Raw genomic sequence first — 20,200 nt, forward strand, 5'->3', positions numbered from 1 at the left:
AGCGAGCGAGGCTCGCGTGAATGATCGACTACGCAGTGTCCGACCGCGCGGGTACGTTGGTTTGCAAGGGGGCCTTCGACAAGGACATTTCCGTAATGACGGACATGCGCCCTTGTCAAGCCGAAGCGAGCGCGTCCGCCGGGTAGCCCTCTTCGCCCGGCAGCACCAGGCGGGCGTCCTCGCCGTCGACCGCGACCCGCGGCAGGATCGGCGACATGTCGCGCTGCTCGGCGGCGGCGAACACCTCACCCACCGTGGAGTACCGCGCGAGCTCGGCCAGCGTGGTCGCCTCCGGGATCGACATCTGGCCACCGTACTGGCACACCGCCTGCTCCGGCCCGATCCACGTCGCGTACTCCGGCTCGCGCACCCGGATGCGCGGCTGGAAGCCCTCGGCGAGCGTCGCCACATATATCCACGAGTCGAACCGCACCGGCTCGTACTCAGGGGTCACCCAGCGCGCCCAGGCGCGCTGCAGGGCGACCATCGCGCCGGTCTCCTCCTCCACGGACCGCAGGCCCGTCATGGCCACGTCAGGGTCGTCGGGCTTGTGCCGGCCCCCCGGGAAGCCGTACTGGGCGCCTCGGGGCCCGTTCATGGCGTTCTCGTAGTGGTCGACGTCGAGGTGCGACCACCGCTCGCGCACCTGGAGCGTCTCGGCGGGGCCGATCGTCGGGAGCCCGAACGGCTCCTTCGCCGCGTGCCGCAGCAGGAACACCCGCAGCGGGGCCTCGCGGAGGAGGACGACGGCGGCGGCGCGCTCGGGCTCGGCGGGGGCGCCCTGCTTGCGGAGGCGGGCGAGAGCGCGAGCGGCCGACGCCGAGTCGACCGCTCTGAAGTCCCATTTCCCGAAGCGCTGGATGGACATGCCCTCACGCTAACCCAAGACGGTGCGATTCCAGCGCGCAACGGCCGAAACGACGCCGGCCCGGCCGAAGCCGGGCCGGTCGAGGTCGAAGACCTAGCCGATGAACTGGATCGGCAGGTAGAACAGGGCGCCCACGAGCGCCGCGATCGGGAACGTGATGATCCACGCGATCACGATCGAGCGGGCCACGCCCCACCGGACGGCGCGCTTGCCGCCGGTCGAGCCGACGCCCATGATCGCCGAGGTGATCGTGTGGGTGGTCGAGATGGGCGCGCCCAGCAGGAACGTGTTCGCGTAGAGCACGGCGCTGGCGACGGTCTCGGCCGCGAAGCCCTGGGGCGGGCCGAGGTCGATGATCTTGCGGCCCATGGTCTTGATGATGCGCCAGCCGCCCGCGTAGGTGCCGGCGGCCATGACGGCGGCGCTGGCGAGGTAGACCCATTCGGGGATGGGCGCGCCGTCGGTGTAGTACCCGCCGACCGACAGGGCCAGGATGATGATGCCCATGACCTTGGCGGCGTCCTGCATGCCGTGGCCGATGGCCATCGCGGCCGCGGAGGCGGTCTGCGCGTGGCGGAAGCCGCGGTTGAGCTTGTCGGGGCGACCGCGCCGGAAGATCCAGTACACGGCGATCATGACGAGGAAGCCGAGGGTGAAGCCGACGAGCGGGGAGACGATCGTGGGGAGCACGATCTTGTCGAGGATGCCGCCCCACAGCACGACCGCGCCGCCGGCCATGGTCGCGCCGACCATGCCGCCGAACAGCGAGTGGGAGGACGAGGTCGGCAGGCCGAAGTACCAGGTGATGAAGTTCCAGGTGATCGCGCCGAGGAGGCCGGCGATGACGATCAGGATGCCGTCGATGCCGTCGGGGAGCTCGACGAGGCCGCTGGCCACGGTGGCCGCGACCTTCCCGCCGAGGTGCGCGCCGACGAAGTTGCCGATCGCCGCCATGCCGAGCGCGACCCGGGGCTTGAGCGCCCGGGTCGAGATCGAGGTGGCGATGGCGTTCGCGGAGTCGTGGAACCCGTTGGTGTAGCCGAAGAGGAGGGCCGCGCCGATACAGACGACGACCGCGATGAACACACTGTCCACGTTCAGGATTCCTTGACGTAGACCGACTCGACGACGTTGGAGACCGACTCGAACGAGTCGCAGGCGGCTTCGAGCTCGTCGGCGACCTCTTTGAGCTTCATGACGGTGAGCGCCGGATACTCGCCGGAGTACAGGCGGACCAGCAGCATGCGGTAGGCGCGGTCGCCGTCGTTCTCGAGGCGGTTGCACTCGACCCAGAAGTCGGCCATGGTCGAGTTGAGGCCCTTGAGCTTCGGCATGTACTCGGCGAGGAGGTCGGCCTGGGCGCCGAGGACGGTGACCTGCTCGATCATCTCGCGCGGGAGGTCGGGGAGCTCGGAGAGGCCGTAGAGGTAGACCAGGTTCGCGGCGGCCTCGATGTGGTCGAGGATGTCGTCGAGCTTGCCGGCCAGGTGGTACATGTCCGTGCGGTCCATCGGGGTGACGAACGTCGAGTTGATCTTGTTGAACAGCCGGTGGGTCAGCTGGTCGTTGTCGTGCTCGACGTCGACGAGACGCTCGGAGATCTTCTGGTAGTCAGCCGACTCGTCCCCCAGTTCGGCCAGGATCGCCACGCCGCGGCGGATGTTGTCGGCCGCGTCATTGAAGAAGGCGTAGAACGTGTCGTCCTGAGGCTTCAGCGAGAACCGCACTGGGCACCCCTGCTTTCGGTCGTTTTGACTGTCCTCACTGTACCGATCGGCTCAGTGGACGGGTGGAAATCGTCACCGCGAAGTTAACATCCAGGTGAACGCGACACAAGCTCGTGAAGTCTGCTGTGTGAGAATCCACGAAACCGCTCTAAGCTGGGGTTATGCAAAGGTTTCACTTGAATTCACCTTGCGTTCACCTTTGACTTATGGAACACCTGGAGCGCACCGCGAAGTGACCCGCTTGCCATGGCGACAAGACGGGTTCCCCGATCGGGCCGCGCCTAATCAGTCGTTCGCGGTCTCGGCGAGCCGGCTCAGCGCGCCCGCCACCGAATCGGACTTCGTCGTGTACCAGAACGGCGGCAGCGAGTCCCGCAGGAACTTCCCGTACGAGCGGCTCGTCTCCAGCCGCGAGTCGAGGATCGCGACCACCCCGCGGTCCGTGGTGCGGCGGATGAGCCTGCCCGCGCCCTGCGCGAGCCGGATCGCCGCCGCCGGGACCGACACCTCGGTGAACCCCGAGCGGCCCGCCGCGTCCGCCGCCTCCGAACGCGCCGCCGTCAGCGGCTCGGTCGGGCGCGGGAACGGGATCCGGTCCACCACCACGAGGCGGCAGGTCATGCCCGGCACGTCAACGCCCTGCCAGAGGCTCATGACCCCCAGCAGGCAGGTCGACTCCTCCTCCTTGAACCGCTTCACCAGACTCCCGAGCGTCTCCTCGCCCTGCAGCAGGATGTCGTAGTCGGTCTGGGCGCGAAGGAGCTCGGCCGCCGCCTCGGCGGCCTTCTTCGACGAGAACAGGCCCAGGGTCGCCCCGCGGCTCGCCTCGACCAGGCGCAGCAGCTCCTTGCCGGACTCGTCCGACAGGCCCGACGCGGTCGGACGCGGCAGCGACGCCGCCACATAGAGGATGCCCTGCTTGCGGTAGTCGAACGGGGAGCCGACGTCCAGCGAGGTCCAGCCGTGCCCGTCCGCGGGCAGGCCGAGGTTCCGCGCCACGATGTCGAACCGGCCGCCGAGCGTCAGCGTCGCCGACGCCGCGATCACCGTGCGGTCCTCGTACAGCATCGCCGAGAGCAGGCCGCCCACCGAGAGCGGCGCGGCCACCAGCTGCGGGCCGTTCGGCTCCGCCCAGATCACGTCGTCCCCCGCCGGCCCGATGCACCGCCCGGCCGTCTCGATCGTCTCCACGAGCCCGGCCTTGAGCTGCTGGGCGCTCAGCTGCTTCTTCGTCTCCGCATCGAGCGTGGACAGGTGGGTGGCGGCCTTGACGCACGCGCCGTTGATCAGGTTGAGCGCCTCGACGAGCGGCGCGGGCAGTTCACCGGAGAACCGGCGCTCGCCGGCCGCGGTGAGCGCGCCCTCCAGCGCGTCCGCGGCCTCCCGGACCTGGTCGGCCACATCGGGGTCGATGAGGCGGCGCCCGCGCTGCGCGAGCCAGCGCAGCCGGGCAGGGTGCAGCTCGGCGCGGGCGGCCGAGGTGACGCGGTCGACCAGCTCGTGCGCCTCGTCCACGATGAGCACGGCGTGCTCGGGCAGGACGCTGCGCTCGTTCATCATGTCGATCGAGAGCAGGGCGTGGTTGGTGACCACGATGTCGGCCTCGTGCGCCTTCGCGCGGGCCCACTCGGCGAAGCAGTCGGGCCCCTGCGCGCAGTCCTTCGCGCCGGGGCACTCGGTCGAGGACGTGGACGCCTGCTTCCAGGCGCGGTCGGAGACGCCCGGGTCGAGGTCGTCGCGGTCGCCGGTGTCGGTGTCGCCCGCCCAGTCGAAGAGGCGCTGCACCTGCTTGGCGAAGGACGCCTGCTGGCCGGCCCATTTCAGGGTCTCGGTGCCCTCGATCGCGCCGTCGTCCTCGTCCTCTTCGCCGGCGATCTTGCGCTTGCAGATGTAGTTGTGGCGGCCCTTGAGGAGCGCGAAGGTCGGCTTGCGGCCCAGGACGGGCGCGACCGCCTCGACCAGGCGCGGCAGGTCGACGGCGACGAGCTGGTGCTGGAGGGCGAGCGTGGCGGTCGAGACGACCACGGGCTTGCCCGCGGCGAGCGCGGCGCACAGGTAGGCGAGGGACTTGCCGGTGCCGGTGCCGGCCTGGACGAGCAGGTGCTCGCCCGAGTCGACGGCGTTGGCGACGGCCGCGCACATCTCGCGCTGGCCTTCGCGTGCCTGGCCGTGCGGGGTGGCGGCTACGGCGGCGTCGAGGATGGCGAGGGCGTCGCGTTCGGCTTTGGTGGCGCCTTTGACGGCCGCTTTCGCGGCGGGCTCGGCGGGGGCTTCGGAGACGGTGACGTTGGTGCTCATGCCTCCTGCGCCGCCTGCTCGCCGGAGTCGGTGCCGTCTTGTGGGCTGCTGTCCTTGGATCCGGTGCCGTCTTTGGCGCCGTTGCCGTTCTTGGCGCCGTTCTTGGTTCCGGCGGCGCGGCGGGCGCGTTCGGCGGCGGCGCTGACTCTGACCGCTTCGGCGGTGGCGTCCTCGCCTTCGAGGCCGCGGGCCTGGGCCTCGCGGCGGGCCTCGCGGTAGCGGTTGAGGGCGCGCACGGTGCCGTTGACGATCGCGAGGATGGGGACGGCCACGAGGGCGCCGATGATGCCCCACACGAAGCCGCCCGCGGTGACGGCGAGGACGATCGCGAGCGGATGGAGTTTGACCGCGCGGCTCATGAGGAAGGGCTGCAGCAGGTTCGACTCGAGCTGCTGCACGGCGAGGACGATGCCGAGGACGATGAGCGCGGTGACGAGGCCGTTCGGGGTGCCGACGAGGGCCACGACGACGGCGACGATGCCCGAGATCGTGGCACCGATGATCGGGATGAACGCGCCGAGGAAGATCAGCGTGGTCAGCGGCAGCCACAGCGGGACTTCGAGGAGGTACAGGCCGAGCCCGATGAAGATCGCGTCCACGGCGGCGACGACCACGATGGTGCGCATGTACTGCACGAGAGTCGACCAGCCGGCGCCGCCGGCGTAGCGCAGCGGCTCGGAGGCGGTGCGCGGGAGCATCCCGGTGAGGAAGGTCCAGATCTTGCGGCCGTCGCGGATGAAGAAGTAGGTCGTGAACAGGACCAGGAACAGGCCGGTCGCGAAGTTGCCGAGGCCGGAGGCGGTCGAGGTGGCGACGTCGACGCCGGTCTGGACGATGGCCTGCTGGTTCTCGTCGTACCAGTTGGTGATGTTGTCCTGGATGTTCGCGACGATCTCGGCGACCTGCGCGCCGTTGAGGCCGTAGGGGCCCGATTCGAGCCAGGCCTGGGCGTCCTTGAGGCCGGTGACGATCGAGTCGTAGAAGTCGGGGATGCCGGCGATGAACTGCTGGACGACGAACGTGAGGATCGCGCTGACGGCCGCGAGGCCGGCGACGAGCATGAAGATCGAGGCGAGGGACTTGTTCCAGCCCTTGCGGATCAGCCAGGCCGCGGGCGGCTGCAGCATCGCGGCGAGGAGGAAGGAGATCGCGACGGGGATGACGACCGTGGTGACGTAGCTGAGGAGGTACAGGAAGATGGCGACCGCCGCGCCGACGATGAGGAGCCGCCAGGACCAGGCCGCGCCGACCGCGAGGCCGATCGGGACGAAGTCGCGCTCGGGGCGTTCGCCGTCGCCCGACCCGTCGAGTTCCGGCGGTATGCCCGCGGGGATCTCGGGTTCGTCTTCGACCGGTTCGTCCCGCCGGGCCATGGCCCGTTCGGCGACCGGGTTGAGGCGCATGCCGATCCACAGTTGACGTGCCCGGGCGGTGGTGCGGCGGAATCGGCTCACGGTCTCTCCAAGGACGGTTCCTCCGGAAGGAGGCGGGTGCAACGTCAACACGTACCGTACCGGGCGGGTGCGACTCTTCCGATACAGCAGCCTGTACCGAGTGCCCGTGGGCACCCCGTGGAAGGGCGGGTCCGCGGCGGGCGGCGGCGACTGTCGTACCCGCGGTGCACCCTGGTATTCGGGGGGCGCGCGGTCTCGCCGCACCCGAGCGCGGGGGCCGGTCGGACCGAAGGTGTCGTACCCGCGGCGGACCCCTGGCGCTCCGGCGTCCCCCGCGAGGGCCGGGTGCGCGATTCGTTGGCGCCCAATGTTCCCCCACACGCTTGGGTCGCCGGCGCGGCGGCCGGGCCGAGCGTCGGTCCGGCGCACCCGACCCCGGGGTGCGGACGTGAGACTCCCCGCTCGCATTTCATGCGGCGCCGCCGCTGCCGGTAAGCTGGCGCGCTGTGACCGATACACCGTTGGACTCCACGACCGGCCTGCCGGTCCGGCTCCTGCACGACCGCCTCCTCGTGCGCGAGGATGCGGACTCCGAGCGCCGCTCCGCCGCCGGGATCGTCATCCCCGCCACCGCCGCCATGGGCCGGCGCCTGCACTGGGCCGAGGCCGTCGGCGTCGGGCCGCTCGTGCGCTCGGTCGTCAAGGGCGACCGCGTCCTGTTCGACCCCGAGGACAAGGCCGAGGTCGAGATGCAGGGCCGCACCTTCCTCCTCCTGCGCGAGCGCGACATCCACGCGGTCGCCGCCAAGCGCGTCGACAACGACGGCACGGGGCTCTACCTCTGATGCGCGTCGCGGTCATCGGGCTCGGCCTCATCGGCGGCTCCGCCGCGCTCGCCCTCACCGAAGCCGGGCACGACGTGCTCGGCCTCGACCCCGACCCGGCCACCCGCGAAGCCGCCGCCGCGCATTTCCCCGTCACCGCCGACCCGGCCGATCTTTCGGGCACCGACCTCGCGGTCGTGGCCGCGCCGTACCGCCACCTCGCCGCCGTCGCGGTCGAGATGCTGGACGGCTACACGGGCCTGGTCACGGACGTCTCCTCGGTGAAGGCCGAGCCCGCGCGGGTGTTCGCGCGCCACCGGTTCGTGGGCGGGCATCCCATGGCGGGCAAGGAGACCAACGGTTTCACCGCCGCCGAGTCGGGCCTGTTCCAGGGCCGCAAGTGGGTGCTGTGCCTCGAGGAGGGCACCGACCTCGCCGACTGGACTGCCCTCGCCGCGCTGTGGACGTCGATCGGCGCGCAGGTCGTGCCCGCCACCGCCGCCGACCACGACCGGGCCGCCGCCCGCATCTCGCACCTGGAGCACCTGGTCGCCGCCGCGCTCGTGCACGTCGCCGACGAGCCGCTGGCCCGCACCCTCGCGGCCGGCTCGTACCGCGACGGCACCCGTGTCGCGGCCAGCCCGACCGCCCTCTTCACCGGCATGGTCGAAGGCAACCGGGAGCAGCTCATGGCGGCCGCGGAGGACCTCGCCGCCGAGCTGGATGCCGCGGCGGCCGACCTGGACGCCTACACCGATCGGCCAAACTCAATCAGTGAATGGTTCGACCGGGCCCGCGCCCTCCGCGCCGACTGGCCCGTCGAACCTGATGCAGCGCAACGCATCCCGATCACGAAAGCGTCGCTCATGGAGCTTTGCGCGGCCGGCGGCTGGCTCGAAGCGGTCGAAAGCGAGGTCGCGCTCGCCCGGCGCCCTCGCGTAAAGTCCACTCCATGAGAAGCATCGATCGCATCGCCGACCAGTACGTAGAGGACGTCATCGCCCTGAGCCCCCTCACGGCCACGAGCATGGGCGTCCCCGGACACGACCACGAGATCGACGACCTCTCGCCCGCCGGGCTCGAGGCCGAGGCCGCCCTGACCCGCAAGGCGATCGCCGACCTGGAAGCCGCCGAACCGGTCGACGAGCGCGAGCGCGTCGCCAAGGACGCCATCCTCGAGCGCCTGCACCTCCAGATGGAGCGCCACGAAGCGGGCGACACCTACTTGAGCCTCAACGTCCTGGCCTCCCCCGTGCACAGCGTGCGGCAGATCTTCGACCTCATGCCCAAGGACGGCCGGGAGGCCGCCGAGAACATCGCGGCCCGCCTCGAGGCCGTCCCGAACGCGTTCGAGCAGTACACCGAGACGCTGCGCGCCGAGGCCGCCGCGGGCCGCGTCGCCGCCGAGCGGCAGGTCCTCGAAGTCGCCACGCACTGCGACAACTGGAACGGCGCCAAGGGCATCGAGACCGACTTCTGGGCGAACCTGGTCAACGGGGTCACCGTCGACGGCGAGCCGATCAAGACCGGCCCGCTGCGCATCGCCCTGAGCGACGGCGCCACCCGCGCCCGGTACGCCGCCACGAAGTTCGCGCTGTTCCTGCGCGAGGAGCTGGCCCCGCAGGCGCCGAAGAACGACGCGGTCGGCCGCGACCGGTACTCGCGCGCCTCCCGCTACTTCATCGGCTCCGCGATCGACCTCGAGGAGACGTACGCGTGGGGCTGGCAGGAGCTGGCCCGCATCGAGGACGACATGCGCGCGACCTGCGAGCGCATCAAGCCGGGCGCGTCGATCGAGGAGGTCGTGGCGTTCCTGGACCAGGACCCCAACGAGAACATGACCGACAAGGACGTGTTCCGCGACTGGATGCAGGACCTCGCCGACTCCACCATCGCCGACCTCGCGGACAAGCACTTCGACATCCCCGAGCAGATCCGCGCCATCGACTGCAAGATCGCGCCGACCGAGGACGGGGCGATCTACTACACCGGGCCGAGCGAGGACTTCTCCCGTCCCGGCGCCATGTGGTGGTCGGTGCCGGAGGGCCAGAAGCTGTTCGGCAAGTGGCGTGAGAAGTCCACTGTGTACCACGAGGGCGTGCCGGGCCACCACCTCCAGGTCGGCCAGACCATGGCCCGCATCGAGCTGCTCAACCGCTTCCAGCGCCAGATGATGTGGTGCTCGGGCCACGGCGAGGGCTGGGCGCTCTACTCCGAGCGGCTCATGGACGAGCTCGGCTACTACGACGATGACCCGGCCGGGCGCCTCGGCATGCTCGACGCGCAGGCCTTCCGCGCCGCCCGCGTCATCGTCGACATCGGCCTCCACTGCGAGTTCGCCATCCCCGAGGACAACCCGTTCGGCTGGCGCGGCGGCGAGACCTGGGACGGCGAGAAGATGTTCGAGTTCATGCGGGCCCACACCCGCACGATCGAGGACGACATGCTCCACTTCGAGGTCAACCGCTACCTCGGCTGGGCCGGCCAGGCCCCGTCGTACAAGGTCGGCGAGCGCCTCTGGATGCAGGCCCGCGAGGACTACAAGGCCCGCAAGGGCACTGAGTTCAGCCTCAAGCAGTTCCACTCGGACGCGCTGAACCTCGGCTCGATGGGCCTCGCCCCGTTCGCCGAAGCCCTCGGCCGCCTCTAGCACCGAAGGAACGGCCTCGCTCGCAGTGCGAGCGAGGCCGTTTCGCGTTCACGCGGGTTGTCGTACCTCCGAGGTACAGGTTGTTGAACGGGGGTGCTACGTACGGAACATATCCGTCATTCCGGATTTGCCCCTCACGCAGCACCCCCGTTCAACCACAGTAATTCACACCTGTGACACCGGCGGCACGTGAGCGATCATCACAAGCGCGCCTTCGCGGCTATCAGTCCTCATGCTCGAGGACGAGCTCCATCTCCGGCTTCCCGTACCAGGTCCGCAGCTTGTCCGCACCGCGGCGCAGCGCCGCGATCTCGGCGGCCGTGAACCCCCGCACCCGCCACGTCTCGAGCAGCACGCTCTCGCGCTTCAGCGTCGCCTTCCAACTGCCGATAACCTGGCCGTCGAGCAGGATCACCGAAGTGAACCGCGCCCGGCCCGGGAACCGCGTCGGCGGCACCGAATGGTGCGTCACGAACTCCTTCGTGTCCGTGTACGAGCACATCATCTCGTCGAAGCCCTGCACGAAGTCCACCACCGGAACCGCATCGCGCTCCGCCGGCGGCTCCTGCACGTAGTAGAGCACCCGCTCGCCGACCTTGAGCGACTCCAGACCGAGCCCGTCGATCGCCGCCTTCGCGTCGGCCACCTTCAACGTCGCCCAGCGCGTGAAGTCCTTCACGGTCGCGGGCCCGCGCGAGGAGAAGAACCGCAGCGCCAGCGCGCGGACCGCCTCGTCCTGCTCCACGGCGCCGGCCGGGACGCGCTCGTCGAAGTTCGCGTAGGTCTGCTTGCCGCCCTTCGGCGTCCCCGAGCAGATCGCCGACACCAGCTCGGCGTGGAACAGCAGGTGGATCAGGCGCAGCCCGGTCGGGTCGGCGATCCCGGCGGCCGCCAGCGCCTCGGAGGCCTCCTCGCGCAGCAGGTGCCGCCCGCCGGCTGTGGCCGCCGCGAGCACGTCGTCCCCGAGCAGCAGCTCGGCCTCGCTGAGCCCGAGGCTGCGGAACTGCGTGCCGGCCACTTGCAGGACCCGGTGGGCGGTGGCCGCGAGCATCATCCGCAGGTCCTCGACTGGGACGGTGTGCCAGGTCGGGCGCAGCACGTGGGTGCGGATCACGGCGCCCTTCTCGATGAGGACGTCGACCGCGTCGACGCCCGCGAACGGGAGACCTTCCGCGTCGGGCCGAGTGCGCATCGCGGGGGTGAGCTTCGAGGGCTGGAACTCCTGGGACTGGACCGCGCCCAGGTGCTTGAACGCGTCCAAGGGTGTGGCGAAGGGCTCGCCCCACAGGCGCTGAGAGTGGGCCCGCCAGGCTGCGACCGCGCCCGGCTCGAGATCCGTGCCGACACGGGCGGTGGGTGATGCCATGTGGACATGCTAACCGTCCCTTGCGACATGAGCCCTCCGCCGATCAGCGTGTCCCGCCGCGCCCGGCCGCATGGCCGGAATCACCGCGTGGGCGCACGAACGCGCGGGTGGACGCGGTTGCGAACAACGGCCACAATTGCGGCATGTCCCTTCCCAACGCGGTCCTGAGGCTCTCCACCGACGTCCTCGCCGAGATCAACGACGACGAGCGCCTCGCGTTCGCCTACGCCCACGGCCCCGCCCTGTCCGGATTCGGGGAGGAGGCCGAACTGGTCTGCGTGTGGGAGACCGACACCGTCCCCGCCGACGCCAGCGACGAGGCCGTGCACCTCACCGTCGCGCGCTTCCAGGCCCACATGGAGGCCCTCGACCGCGGCGAGGGCTGGCGGCACCCCGGCGACGAGGCCCTGCACGTCATCGCCCGCTTCGCCGAGGGCACGCTCCTCGCGGACGACTCCGAACTGGGCTCGCAGGCCCGCGCCGAGGTCACCGAGTTCCCGCAGGCACTCGCCATCGCCTCCCGCGAAGCCGTGGCCGGAGAGGTCGAGACCCTGGCGAAGCGCCTGGGCGACGCGTCCGACCCCTGGGAGCTGGCCGAGACCCTCACCGAGGGCCTGCACCACGCCTACGTCGCGCTCTTCGCGGCTGGCGGCTACTTCTTCCCCGGCCACGAGAACCGCGCCGCGTTCGTCGAGCGCTACCTGCTCGGCGACGAGGTCCCCGAGGCCGAAGCCGCAGTCTGGACCGCGGCGAGCGCCCCTCTCCCCGAACGGGCCGAAGCCCTCCCGGCCGCCTGGCGCGCCCTGGCCCGGACGGTCCTGGACAACTGCTGAGGGGTCGCCCATCTGACTACGGATCAGAAGGTTGGGGGTTCGAATCCCCCGCTGGCAGAGGCCGCACACCGTGCCGGATGACCCAGGGCACATCCGCATACCCGGTTGCAGATCCGTTTTCGCCCCAGGTAAGGTTATGCCCGGTCCTGATCGCAACGATCAAGCCGACCTGCGCCGCTAGCTCAACGGATAGAGCATCTGACTACGGATCAGAAGGTTGGGGGTTCGAATCCCTCGCGGCGCACCAACGAAAGCCAGGTCTCCGGACCTGGCTTTTCTGGTTTCCCGGGTCATTGGGACGGCCGGCGCGGCGGTCCGATCGGGTGCTTGATGCGTGACTTGCCGCTATTGGATCCCGTGTCGCACACTGTTGGGTGGTTCGTGGCCTGGGCTGGTTGCGGACGCTTCCTACCCCCATGAGGAGCGGCATGAGACGGCGGAACTTTTTGCGGGCGGCGGCTGTTGGGGCGCCATTGGCGGCGGCCGGGGTGATCGGGGCCGGGGTCGCTACGGCGGACACGGCGAACTTCAGGATCATGGTGACCGAGCAGGTTTCCAACAAGGTGATGGTGTTCGACAAGAACGCGGCGTTCAGCGATGCCAACCGGTACAAGTCGTTCAGCCCGGGCACGGGTGGTTGGGCGAACCTGTCGGACTGCCGGATCCGGGATACGTCGCAGTTCGGGGCGATCGGGCTGGCCGCGGCGTCAGGTGGGCGGGTCGGGATCTGGAACATCACCGACGAGAAGGATCAAGAGCTCAACGACGTGCTGTGGAGCGCGACGCCGGGCGGGAACCCGCATGCGCTGGAGCGCATCCCGGACATCGGGGCGTTCGTCGCCGCGTCGTCCGACGGCTACCTCACGGTGTACGGGCCGACGGCGGTGTCGAAGCCGTCGACGCTCGCGCAGGTGCAGCGGGTGACGCTCGCTGGTGCGCACGGGGTGCTGTGGGACCCGAACAACAAGCTGCTGTGGGCCTGCGGGAACAAGGTCGTGCAGGCGTACACGGTGTCGGGCACGTACCGGAACGTGCGGATCAAGGCGTCCAGCAAGAAGGTGGCGCTCTCCGGGCTCGGGCACGACCTGCAGCCGGACTACTCGAACTCGGACCGGCTCCTGGTCTCGGACTCGTACGGGGTCTACTCGATCAGCAAGTCGACGCTGTCGAAGACGACGCTGCACACGACCACGCGCATCAAGGCTTACGTGAAGATGCGCTCGGGTGAGCACTTCTACGTACGCGGCGACAACGCCGGCTCGCGCGACTGGGGCAGCCCGACCGTGGTGTTCTCGCAGTCGGCCGACCGGACGCGCTCCGGCGCGGAGTTCTACAAGGCGCGGTACTACGCGACCGGTTTCAACTAGCCAAGCGGTATTGCAACTCGACCAGTAGTGAACGGCCCGTTCGGCACACAGTGCTGGACGGGCCGTTCACTACCCCGTGATCGTGACGCGGTCGCCGGTGGCGACCGGGCCGACGGCGAGGACGTTGGCGTAGATGCCGAAGCAGGTGGCGCGGCCGTAGTCGGCGACGTCGATGCGGTGGTGCGCAGCGAGGGTCTTGAGGAGTGCGCGGTCGGCGGGGGCGGCGCCGTGGGCGAGGGACGGGATGACGCAGCGCGGCGTCGGGATCGCCACTTCGAGGACAGCGTCGGGGCCGATCGCGATCCGTTGGCCCGGCATGGGGTCGGTGGGGAGGTCAAGGATCAGGTTGGGGCGGAAGCGGGCCGGGTCGACCTCGCTGCCGTGCTCGGTGCTGAGCCGCTCCAGGGCGCCCGTGGTGACGAGGTGGACGGGGCCGAAGTCGAAGAAGCGGCCGCCTTCGGCGTCGTGGCGGGCGGCGACGGTGTCGTCCTCGCCGGGCGTCGGGTCGGCGACCCAGTCGGGGATCATGCCGGGCTCGTCGGGCCACCAGTGGTGGCGTTTGAGCTGCTGGGGTGCGCTGCGGGTGAGGCGGACCGGGCGGCCGAGCCAGGCCGAGACGGCCGCGTCGGCCTCCGGCGTGCCTGCCTGCGCGGGGGCGGTTCCGGGGGCCTCGATGTGGACGGTGCTGTGCGTGTCGCCCTGGGCCGGTCGGTAAGTGGCGGCGACGCCGAGGAGGGCTCCCCACAGGCGCGGCTGCTTGGCGCTGCCGATGGTGCCGTCGGCGTCGAGGCAGGTCCAGGTGCGGTCGCCGTCGAGGCCGTGCTTGCCGACAAAGGCCTCGGTCACGTGCTCTGCGGCTGCTGATTTGAGCGGGTGGCGGCGGATGCCGATGACGCTGTTCACGCCTGCGATCCTATGCCGACCGTTCAGGACCCGCCCGGGACGAAGTACAGGACCGGCGACTCGGCGATCGGGCCCGGGAGCTCGATGGTCCAGCGGTGCTCGCCGTCGTAGCCGATGAAGTCGACCGTGGCGTCGGTGCGGGAGACGAACCCGTCCTCGTGAAGGGTGGTGCAGCCGGACTCGTCGGGGCCGACCGCCTCGCCGGAGGCGAGGTCGACCACGCGGGTGCCGGATTCGGCGCGGATGGTGAAGCCGCCTTTGACGGCGCCGTCGGGACCGTAGTCCTCGACGACGCAGGCGTAGCGGCCGGCTGGGTCGACGTTGACGAGGCCGATGGTGAGCGGTTCGGCCCCTTCGAGGTTCGAGACCGGGATCGTCTCCAGCACGTGGCCGTTCGTGTCGATGCGGTACAGCTCGGAGAGTTCGAGGTCGTGGTAGAGCGCCTGGGCCGAGCCGTCTTCGGCGGTGTACCAGCGCAGCCGGCAGCCGTGCGGCGTGAGTTCGACGGTGGTGGGGAGCCGCCCGGCATCGGGCGAGTGCCATTCGGTGGCGCCCCAGGTCGTGACGGGGAACGGGATCTCGTCGCCCGCAGCGGTCGCGGTGCCCCAGACGGGGGCGCGGTGGGCGAGGACCGCGGAGCCGTCGGGGAGCCAGACCGGGTCGATGCAGGCGTGGTCGACCGGGTACTCGATCGCGGTGGCGACCTCGCCGGTGTCGAGGTCGCCGAACATGAGCGACGCATGAGGGCTCGCCCCGGCGACCCAGGCGGCGTGCCGCCCGGTCGGGTCGACGCTGAGGGACGCGCGCAGGACGGTGCCGACGTCGCCTTCGGCGTCCCAGACCCCGGAGAGGTCGAGCACGGGTTCGACGTCCGCGGCGTCGCCGTCGCCTGAGTCGGCGCCCGGGTCCCAGCGGTAGAGCCGGTGGTCGTCGCCGAGGGCGTAGAACACGCCGCCGTCAGCGCCGTTGCCGGACATGGCATCGAGGTCGCAGGCGGCGAGAGCGCCCGCGAGGGCGAGCACGGCGGCGATGGTGAGGTGCTTGCGGCTGCTGCTCCGGTGCGGGTCGTCCAAGGCTTGCTCCTTACTGGTGCGGGCCGGTCGGGTTTCAGTCGCTCGCGGCGGCGGTCATGGCGGCGGCGCTGAAGGTGCCCGCGGGCTTGTCGGCGATGCCGTGGCGGCCGATGAGGTCGAGCCAGACCCGGAAGTTGTCGCCCGAGGCGGTGGGGTCGATGCCGCCCGTCCCGAACTGCTCGCGCAGGACCTCGTAGCCGCGCTTGGTCTTGGGGCCGAAGTCGCCGTCGATGGGCATGTCCTTCACGCCCGCGAGGTCCCTTGCGGCCCATTGGATGATCGTGGTGTCGGTCTGGTAGCCCCAGTTGGCGGCGACGGCCTGGCGGCCGCGGTCGGTGTGGATGTGGTTCCAGTGCGAGCCGTCGGGGTCGTTGTTGCAGTGCAGGACCGTGCCGAAGTGCTTGCGGCAGGTCGCGATCACGGCGAGGTAGCGGCGGCGCAGGTAGAGGCGGCCGTCCTTGCCGTGGAGGGCGGTGTCGACGTAGTTCCCCGAGCCCCAGTCGAAGCGGGTGAAGTCGATGGCGGCGCCGTAGCGGTGGTAGCCCGGCTTGCAGACCTTGGCGCCCGCGAGGCCGGTCCACCGGTAGGTCCAGGGGCCTTCGCTGCGGGCGTACTGCGCGCCGAGGTTGTGGAGGTCGCGGATCACGCGGCCGGCCTGGATGTGGGTCTCCTCGTGCATGGTGAACGAGGTGGTGGAGGGGTGGACGCCGTTGCCGTCCTCGTCGAAGGCGGTGCGGTAGCGGGTCTTGAGCGCGCTCTGGTGGAGCCAGTCGCGCGTGATGTCGGGATAGTCGCAGGTCGATCGCGCGAATGCGGTGCTGCTGCTGGGGAATGCCATGGGTCCTCCTTCGCCGTGCGGTGCCTGCTGTCAGCTCGTGCCTCTGATGTGGATGGTCTGGCCGTCGGTCTCGAGCCAGGTGCCGGGGCGGCCCGGTACGGCGTGGATCTCGCCCTGGCAGGCGCACGCGGGGGCGGCTTCGAGCGGTGCGCCCGCGGCGGTGAAGCGGGCTTCGGTGACGGTGCCGTGGTGGTCGGAGAAGACGCTGACGTGGCCTGCTGCGGCGACGGCGGCCATGGGCCGGCCGGCGTCGCTGATCGTCACGGCCCGGGTCAGGGCGGACTGGGCGCCTGCGGTGTGGATGGTCTGAGCGCCTTCGCCGCTGCCGACCGCGACGAACAGGCCGCCCTCGTGCGAGGTGAGGACGGTGCCGTAGCCCTCGCCGAGGCCGGTGGCGAGCGGCCGCCGCGTCCAAGTGCGGCCCGCGTCGGCAGTGCGGAGGAGGTGGGATTCGGTGATGACGGCCAGGTGCCGGTCGGGGCAGCCCTCGATGGCGACGGCGAGCCCGCGCTCGCCGACCGGCGCGATGGCGGTCGCGATGCCGGAGCGGACCGTCTTCGGCACCGGCAGTGCGACGTACGCGGCCATCGACTCGTAGACGCGGACGAGTGCGGGCCGGGCCCGGTCGGGCGCGAGTTCGGTCGCGCCGGTGATCCAGAGGGCGTTGCCGAGCGCGGCCATCGAATGCGGGTGGAACCCGGAGGGCAGCGGCAGCGGCAGCGGCGGGCCCAGTTCGGCGCCGCTGTCCGGGTTCTCAGCCGCCTTGAGCAGGCGGAGCGCGTAGTCGGCTTCGGTCGCGGGGTCGGCGGTGAGGACGAGGAGTTCGCCGTCCCGTCCGATCCAGCCCGCGGCGGCGGCGCGGATCTGCGGCAGGTTCGCGGCGCGTGCGGGTCGCGCGGTGGTGAGACCCGCGGTTCCGGCGGCGAGGAGGGCGGCCGCACCGGTGAGGACGGTGCGGCGTTTCAGGCCCAGTGGTTCGGGAACGGCCATGTGTGCACTATGACCAACCGTGCCGGGTTATTCCGGCGAACCGCGGTTTTTCATTCCATAGTGCTCTTGCGCTTCTGGAGAAGTAGGGGAATCAGAGCCAGAGCAGCGCGGCCAGGCCGACGGATGTCCCGGTGGCGGCGAGGATCGCACCGGCGGTGATGAAGCGTCCGATGGGGACGCGGAGGCCGCGCTGCGCAAGGTCTTCGGGAACGTCGGCGTCGCCTTCGAGACCTGCGGGTGCTACCGCACCGGCCTGCGGCGCCGGGCGCCGGTCCGAGACCAGGTCGAACCACAGGAGGGTCGCCATCGACCCCCACGGGAGGATCAGCGGCCCGACGTTCGTGCCGATGAGCAGGCCCAGCAGCGTGGTCGCGTCGCCGGGCGGGACGACCGCTTCGACCGCGGTGTACGCGGGGAGGTTGTTGACGAGGTTCGCCAGGCCCGCGCCGGTGAACCCGGCCCGCAGCACCGCGCCGTCGCCCGCCCCGGTGCCGATGAGCGCGGCGACCGCGTCGGCGCCGCCGTGGCGCATGACCGCCGGGATGACGAGGAACAGCCCGGCGGTGAGCACGAGCAGCCGCCACGGGATGAGCTCCCAGGTCAAGAGGTCCCGGCGGCGGCGCACGCAGTGGACGAGGAGAAGGCCGGCCGCGCAGCTCGAGACGATCTGGATCGGGACGTCGGCGACGACCGCGACGACGAACCCGGCGGTGACGACCGCCGCCGTCCACAGCAGTCGCCGGTCGGCGACGAGAGGGAGTCTCGCGGGGACGAGGTAGCGGTCGCGTTCGCGGTGGCGCCGCCGCCAGAACCCGAACCACAGGCACAGGGCCGTGGCGGCGAGGACCGCAAGCTGCGGCGCCCACATGCGGGACGCGAACCCGAGCGGGTCGAGGCCGATCCGGTCGGCGGCGAGGAGGTTCGTCAGGTTCGACACGGGCAGGAGCAGGCTCGCCGTGTTCGCCAGCCACACGGTGGTCATCGCCAGCGCGAGCGCGGGCGCGCGGGTCGCCGCCGCGAGGGCGAGCATGACGGGCGTGAGCAGCACGATCGTCGTGTCGAGGTTGAGGAAGACGGTGGTCGCGGTGGCGAGCGCGAAGCAGCACGCGAACAGGGCGGCGTGGCTGCCGCGGCCGAGTCGCGCGAGTGCGGCGGCGGCGAGGTCGAACAGCTGCGAGGCCTGGACGATCGCGACCATGACCATGACGGTGCCGAGGAAGAGCACGAGCGGTGCGACCCGGGTGAGGTTGGCGAGCGCGTCGGCTGTGGGGAGGACGCCCGTGGCCCAGCAGAGCAGCCCGGCGGCGAGGATGCCGAGGCTGACGAGGTCGAGCGGGTCGAGCTTGCGGTTCTTCGGGACGTCCAGGGCGGCCGGGCCCGCCGGGGTCTCGGGGCTTGGTGGGCCTGCCGGGGTCGTGGTCACTGCGCCAATGCTAGGAACGGTCCGAGAGCGGCGGCTACGAAGCGCGACGAGATCACACAGCGGTGAGAGGTCTGCGGCCGAGAACAAAGGGCGATACCTGCAGACGAGAGGAGCTGGTGAGTCGGCGCAGTCTTCTGAGCAAACTTACTGATAGATTCTGAGCAATTTTACTGGTACGTTCCGAGTAAATCTACTGATAGGAAGTGTGCGGATTGACGGGTGGGAACATGGGACCGAGAAAACGCTGGCTTTCGGATCGCGTCGAGCGCGGGCTGGGCCTCGCCCGGGTCGTGGTGGTCACCGGGCCCCGCCAATCCGGCAAGACCACCCTCGTCCGCAGCCTGGTCGCGCCCGCGGGAACGTTCCGGAGGCTAGACGACGACGCCACCCTTCAAGCAGCTCAGGCAGACCCCATCGGCTTCGCCAGCTACGGCGCGGTCCCGCGAGCCATCGATGAGATCCAGCTCGGCGGCGATGCGCTCATTCGCGCCATCAAGACGGTGGTCGACGACGATCCGACGAAGGGTCAGTTCCTTCTCGACGGCTCGGCCGATTTCCTCACGGTTCCGGGCTTGTCCGAGTCGCTGGCAGGGAGAGCCGTCTTCTACGAACTCCTCCCGTTCAGCCAGGGCGAGATCGAAGGCGCACGGGACGACTTCGTCAGGCGCGCCTTCACCGAACCCGACTCGATGAGAGGGCTGCCGACCTCGAAGGCCACCCGCGCCGACTACCTGGACCGCATCGTGCGCGGCGGATTCCCTGAAGCATGCATGCTGCCGGCAGAGGACAGGGGCGACTGGTTCGACGGACTGATCCTCACCGTCACGCAGCGGGACATCACCGCACTGACCAATGCACGACGCTCGAACGAAATCCCCGCCTTGCTGCGCTTGCTGGCGGCACGAACTGCGAGTGAACTGGTGGTCTCCCAGATCCACGCCGATTCAGGGCTCGGACGGGACACCACGGCCGACTACATCGGCTTCCTTGAGATGACCTACATGGTCCACAAGGTGCCGGCTTGGTCCACCAACTTCACCAACCGGGCCCGTCGTACGCCGAAGACCTATGTGCTCGACTCCGGTCTCGCTGCACACCTTCTAGGGGCCGACGTCGACGGGCTCGCCGTACCCGAGGATCAACGGCGCGGTCCATTGACCGAGACCTTCGTCATCGGTGAGGTCAAGAAGCAACTCGCATGGTCGGGCACCCGCGCCAAGATGTTCCACTTCAGGGACCAGCACGGCGCAGAAGTGGATCTGATCTTGGAGCAGCCCGACGGCCGCATTGTGGCCATCGAGGTCAAGGCCGCTGCAACCACCCAGGCCAGAGACTTCAAACACCTTGCGGCACTTCGAGACAAACTCGGAACTCGATTCGTGCACGGCTTCGTCTTGAGCATGCATCCGACCCCCGTGTCCTTCGGCGACCGGCTCACCGGCCTCCCGCTCGCTGCGCTGTGGGCATCGGGCTGAGGCATCGGTGACGACCCCAGGGGTCAGGTCACGCGCATCAGTGCTCGCCGTTGAAGCGTCGTGATGCAACCGGAAGTGCGGGGCGGGGGGGGGGGGGGGCGCCCCCCCCCCCCCCCCCCCGCTTGGCGACCGGGGGCTTGTGGGCCGGGTTGCACCCGCCGACCCGGGACC

Annotated in this window: 17 protein-coding genes and 2 tRNA genes; 8 read left to right on the forward strand and 11 right to left on the reverse strand. The window is 70.3% G+C overall.

What is annotated here, in order from left to right:
* Window positions 1-115: 115 nt before the first annotated feature.
* From QWI33_RS16055 to QWI33_RS16075, 5 genes are all read right to left on the reverse strand, one after another.
* Entirely contained in the window at window positions 116-868 is a 753-nt protein-coding gene (locus QWI33_RS16055; protein WP_289958152.1) for an NUDIX hydrolase, read from the reverse strand.
* Window positions 869-961: 93 nt separating this feature from the next.
* The gene (locus QWI33_RS16060; protein ID WP_289958153.1) at window positions 962-1,963 is read right to left on the reverse strand and encodes an inorganic phosphate transporter; all 1,002 of its coding nucleotides are present in this window, start codon (window positions 1,961-1,963) and stop codon (window positions 962-964) included.
* 2 nt (window positions 1,964-1,965) lie between these two features.
* Window positions 1,966-2,595, reverse strand: a complete 630-nt coding sequence (locus QWI33_RS16065; RefSeq protein ID WP_289958154.1) for a DUF47 domain-containing protein — start codon at window positions 2,593-2,595, stop codon at window positions 1,966-1,968.
* A gap of 285 nt (window positions 2,596-2,880) precedes the next feature.
* Window positions 2,881-4,893: an ATP-dependent DNA helicase gene (locus QWI33_RS16070; protein ID WP_289958155.1), complete on the reverse strand. Its 2,013-nt coding sequence runs from the start codon at window positions 4,891-4,893 to the stop codon at window positions 2,881-2,883.
* Complete coding sequence (locus QWI33_RS16075; protein ID WP_289958156.1) at window positions 4,890-6,347, reverse strand: AI-2E family transporter; 1,458 nt, start codon at window positions 6,345-6,347, stop codon at window positions 4,890-4,892. The genes QWI33_RS16070 and QWI33_RS16075 overlap by 4 nt, the downstream gene beginning before the upstream one ends.
* Before the next feature lie 446 nt (window positions 6,348-6,793).
* Between QWI33_RS16075 and QWI33_RS16080 the strand changes: the two genes are divergently transcribed.
* The 3 genes from QWI33_RS16080 to QWI33_RS16090 are packed head-to-tail and all read left to right on the forward strand — an operon-like array spanning window position 6,794 to window position 9,761.
* Entirely contained in the window at window positions 6,794-7,132 is a 339-nt protein-coding gene (locus QWI33_RS16080; protein ID WP_289958157.1) for a GroES family chaperonin, read from the forward strand.
* Window positions 7,132-8,067 carry a prephenate dehydrogenase gene (locus tag QWI33_RS16085; protein ID WP_289958158.1) on the forward strand — a complete coding sequence of 312 codons (936 nt, stop codon included), beginning with the start codon at window positions 7,132-7,134 and terminating at the stop codon, window positions 8,065-8,067. Before QWI33_RS16080 ends, QWI33_RS16085 begins: the two co-directional genes overlap by 1 nt.
* Window positions 8,064-9,761, forward strand: coding sequence for a DUF885 domain-containing protein (locus tag QWI33_RS16090; protein WP_289958159.1), 1,698 nt, complete (start codon window positions 8,064-8,066; stop codon window positions 9,759-9,761). Before QWI33_RS16085 ends, QWI33_RS16090 begins: the two co-directional genes overlap by 4 nt.
* A 223-nt stretch (window positions 9,762-9,984) precedes the next feature.
* On the opposite strand, the gene QWI33_RS16095 is transcribed toward QWI33_RS16090, so the two are convergent.
* Window positions 9,985-11,127 carry a winged helix DNA-binding domain-containing protein gene (locus QWI33_RS16095; RefSeq protein WP_289958160.1) on the reverse strand — a complete coding sequence of 381 codons (1,143 nt, stop codon included), beginning with the start codon at window positions 11,125-11,127 and terminating at the stop codon, window positions 9,985-9,987.
* A gap of 143 nt (window positions 11,128-11,270) precedes the next feature.
* Between QWI33_RS16095 and QWI33_RS16100 the strand changes: the two genes are divergently transcribed.
* The 4 genes from QWI33_RS16100 (at window position 11,271) to QWI33_RS16115 (ending at window position 13,327) form a co-directional block, all read left to right on the forward strand.
* Complete coding sequence (locus tag QWI33_RS16100) at window positions 11,271-11,960, forward strand: hypothetical protein (RefSeq protein WP_289958161.1); 690 nt, start codon at window positions 11,271-11,273, stop codon at window positions 11,958-11,960.
* Window positions 11,955-12,018 (forward strand) — tRNA-Arg (locus QWI33_RS16105). The genes QWI33_RS16100 and QWI33_RS16105 overlap by 6 nt, the downstream gene beginning before the upstream one ends.
* 113 nt (window positions 12,019-12,131) lie before the next feature.
* Window positions 12,132-12,207 (forward strand) — tRNA-Arg (locus QWI33_RS16110).
* Window positions 12,208-12,499: 292 nt separating this feature from the next.
* A complete protein-coding gene (locus tag QWI33_RS16115; RefSeq protein ID WP_289958162.1) occupies window positions 12,500-13,327 on the forward strand; it encodes a DUF6528 family protein in 828 nt (275 codons plus the stop codon).
* Between the two features lie 69 nt (window positions 13,328-13,396).
* Here the strand turns inward: QWI33_RS16115 and QWI33_RS16120 are convergent, their stop codons facing one another.
* From QWI33_RS16120 to QWI33_RS16140, 5 genes are all read right to left on the reverse strand, one after another.
* Window positions 13,397-14,230: an MOSC domain-containing protein gene (locus QWI33_RS16120; RefSeq protein ID WP_289958163.1), complete on the reverse strand. Its 834-nt coding sequence runs from the start codon at window positions 14,228-14,230 to the stop codon at window positions 13,397-13,399.
* A 23-nt stretch (window positions 14,231-14,253) separates the two neighbouring features.
* Window positions 14,254-15,303, reverse strand: a complete 1,050-nt coding sequence (locus QWI33_RS16125) for a hypothetical protein (protein WP_289958164.1) — start codon at window positions 15,301-15,303, stop codon at window positions 14,254-14,256.
* Between the two features lie 34 nt (window positions 15,304-15,337).
* Window positions 15,338-16,141, reverse strand: coding sequence for a hypothetical protein (locus QWI33_RS16130; RefSeq protein ID WP_289958165.1), 804 nt, complete (start codon window positions 16,139-16,141; stop codon window positions 15,338-15,340).
* Between the two features lie 30 nt (window positions 16,142-16,171).
* On the reverse strand, window positions 16,172-17,131 hold the full coding sequence (locus tag QWI33_RS16135) for a hypothetical protein (RefSeq protein ID WP_289958166.1): 960 nt from the start codon (window positions 17,129-17,131) through the stop codon (window positions 16,172-16,174).
* Between the two features lie 91 nt (window positions 17,132-17,222).
* Window positions 17,223-18,554, reverse strand: a complete 1,332-nt coding sequence (locus tag QWI33_RS16140; RefSeq protein WP_289958167.1) for an ArsB/NhaD family transporter — start codon at window positions 18,552-18,554, stop codon at window positions 17,223-17,225.
* Between the two features lie 227 nt (window positions 18,555-18,781).
* Between QWI33_RS16140 and QWI33_RS16145 the strand changes: the two genes are divergently transcribed.
* The gene (locus QWI33_RS16145; RefSeq protein WP_289958168.1) at window positions 18,782-20,029 is read left to right on the forward strand and encodes an ATP-binding protein; all 1,248 of its coding nucleotides are present in this window, start codon (window positions 18,782-18,784) and stop codon (window positions 20,027-20,029) included.
* Window positions 20,030-20,200 lie beyond the last annotated feature (171 nt).

The organism is Glycomyces tritici (assembly GCF_030403505.1).

Coding starts and splice junctions, on each gene's coding strand:
- QWI33_RS16055 (WP_289958152.1), bottom strand. CDS start 868: ATGTCCATCCAGCGCTTCGGGAAATGGGACTTCAGAGCGGTCGACTCG.
- QWI33_RS16070 (WP_289958155.1), bottom strand. CDS start 4,893: ATGAGCACCAACGTCACCGTCTCCGAAGCCCCCGCCGAGCCCGCCGCG.
- QWI33_RS16085 (WP_289958158.1), top strand. CDS start 7,132: ATGCGCGTCGCGGTCATCGGGCTCGGCCTCATCGGCGGCTCCGCCGCG.
- QWI33_RS16090 (WP_289958159.1), top strand. CDS start 8,064: ATGAGAAGCATCGATCGCATCGCCGACCAGTACGTAGAGGACGTCATC.
- QWI33_RS16095 (WP_289958160.1), bottom strand. CDS start 11,127: ATGGCATCACCCACCGCCCGTGTCGGCACGGATCTCGAGCCGGGCGCG.
- QWI33_RS16100 (WP_289958161.1), top strand. CDS start 11,271: ATGTCCCTTCCCAACGCGGTCCTGAGGCTCTCCACCGACGTCCTCGCC.
- QWI33_RS16130 (WP_289958165.1), bottom strand. CDS start 16,141: ATGGCATTCCCCAGCAGCAGCACCGCATTCGCGCGATCGACCTGCGAC.
- QWI33_RS16135 (WP_289958166.1), bottom strand. CDS start 17,131: ATGGCCGTTCCCGAACCACTGGGCCTGAAACGCCGCACCGTCCTCACC.
- QWI33_RS16145 (WP_289958168.1), top strand. CDS start 18,782: ATGGGACCGAGAAAACGCTGGCTTTCGGATCGCGTCGAGCGCGGGCTG.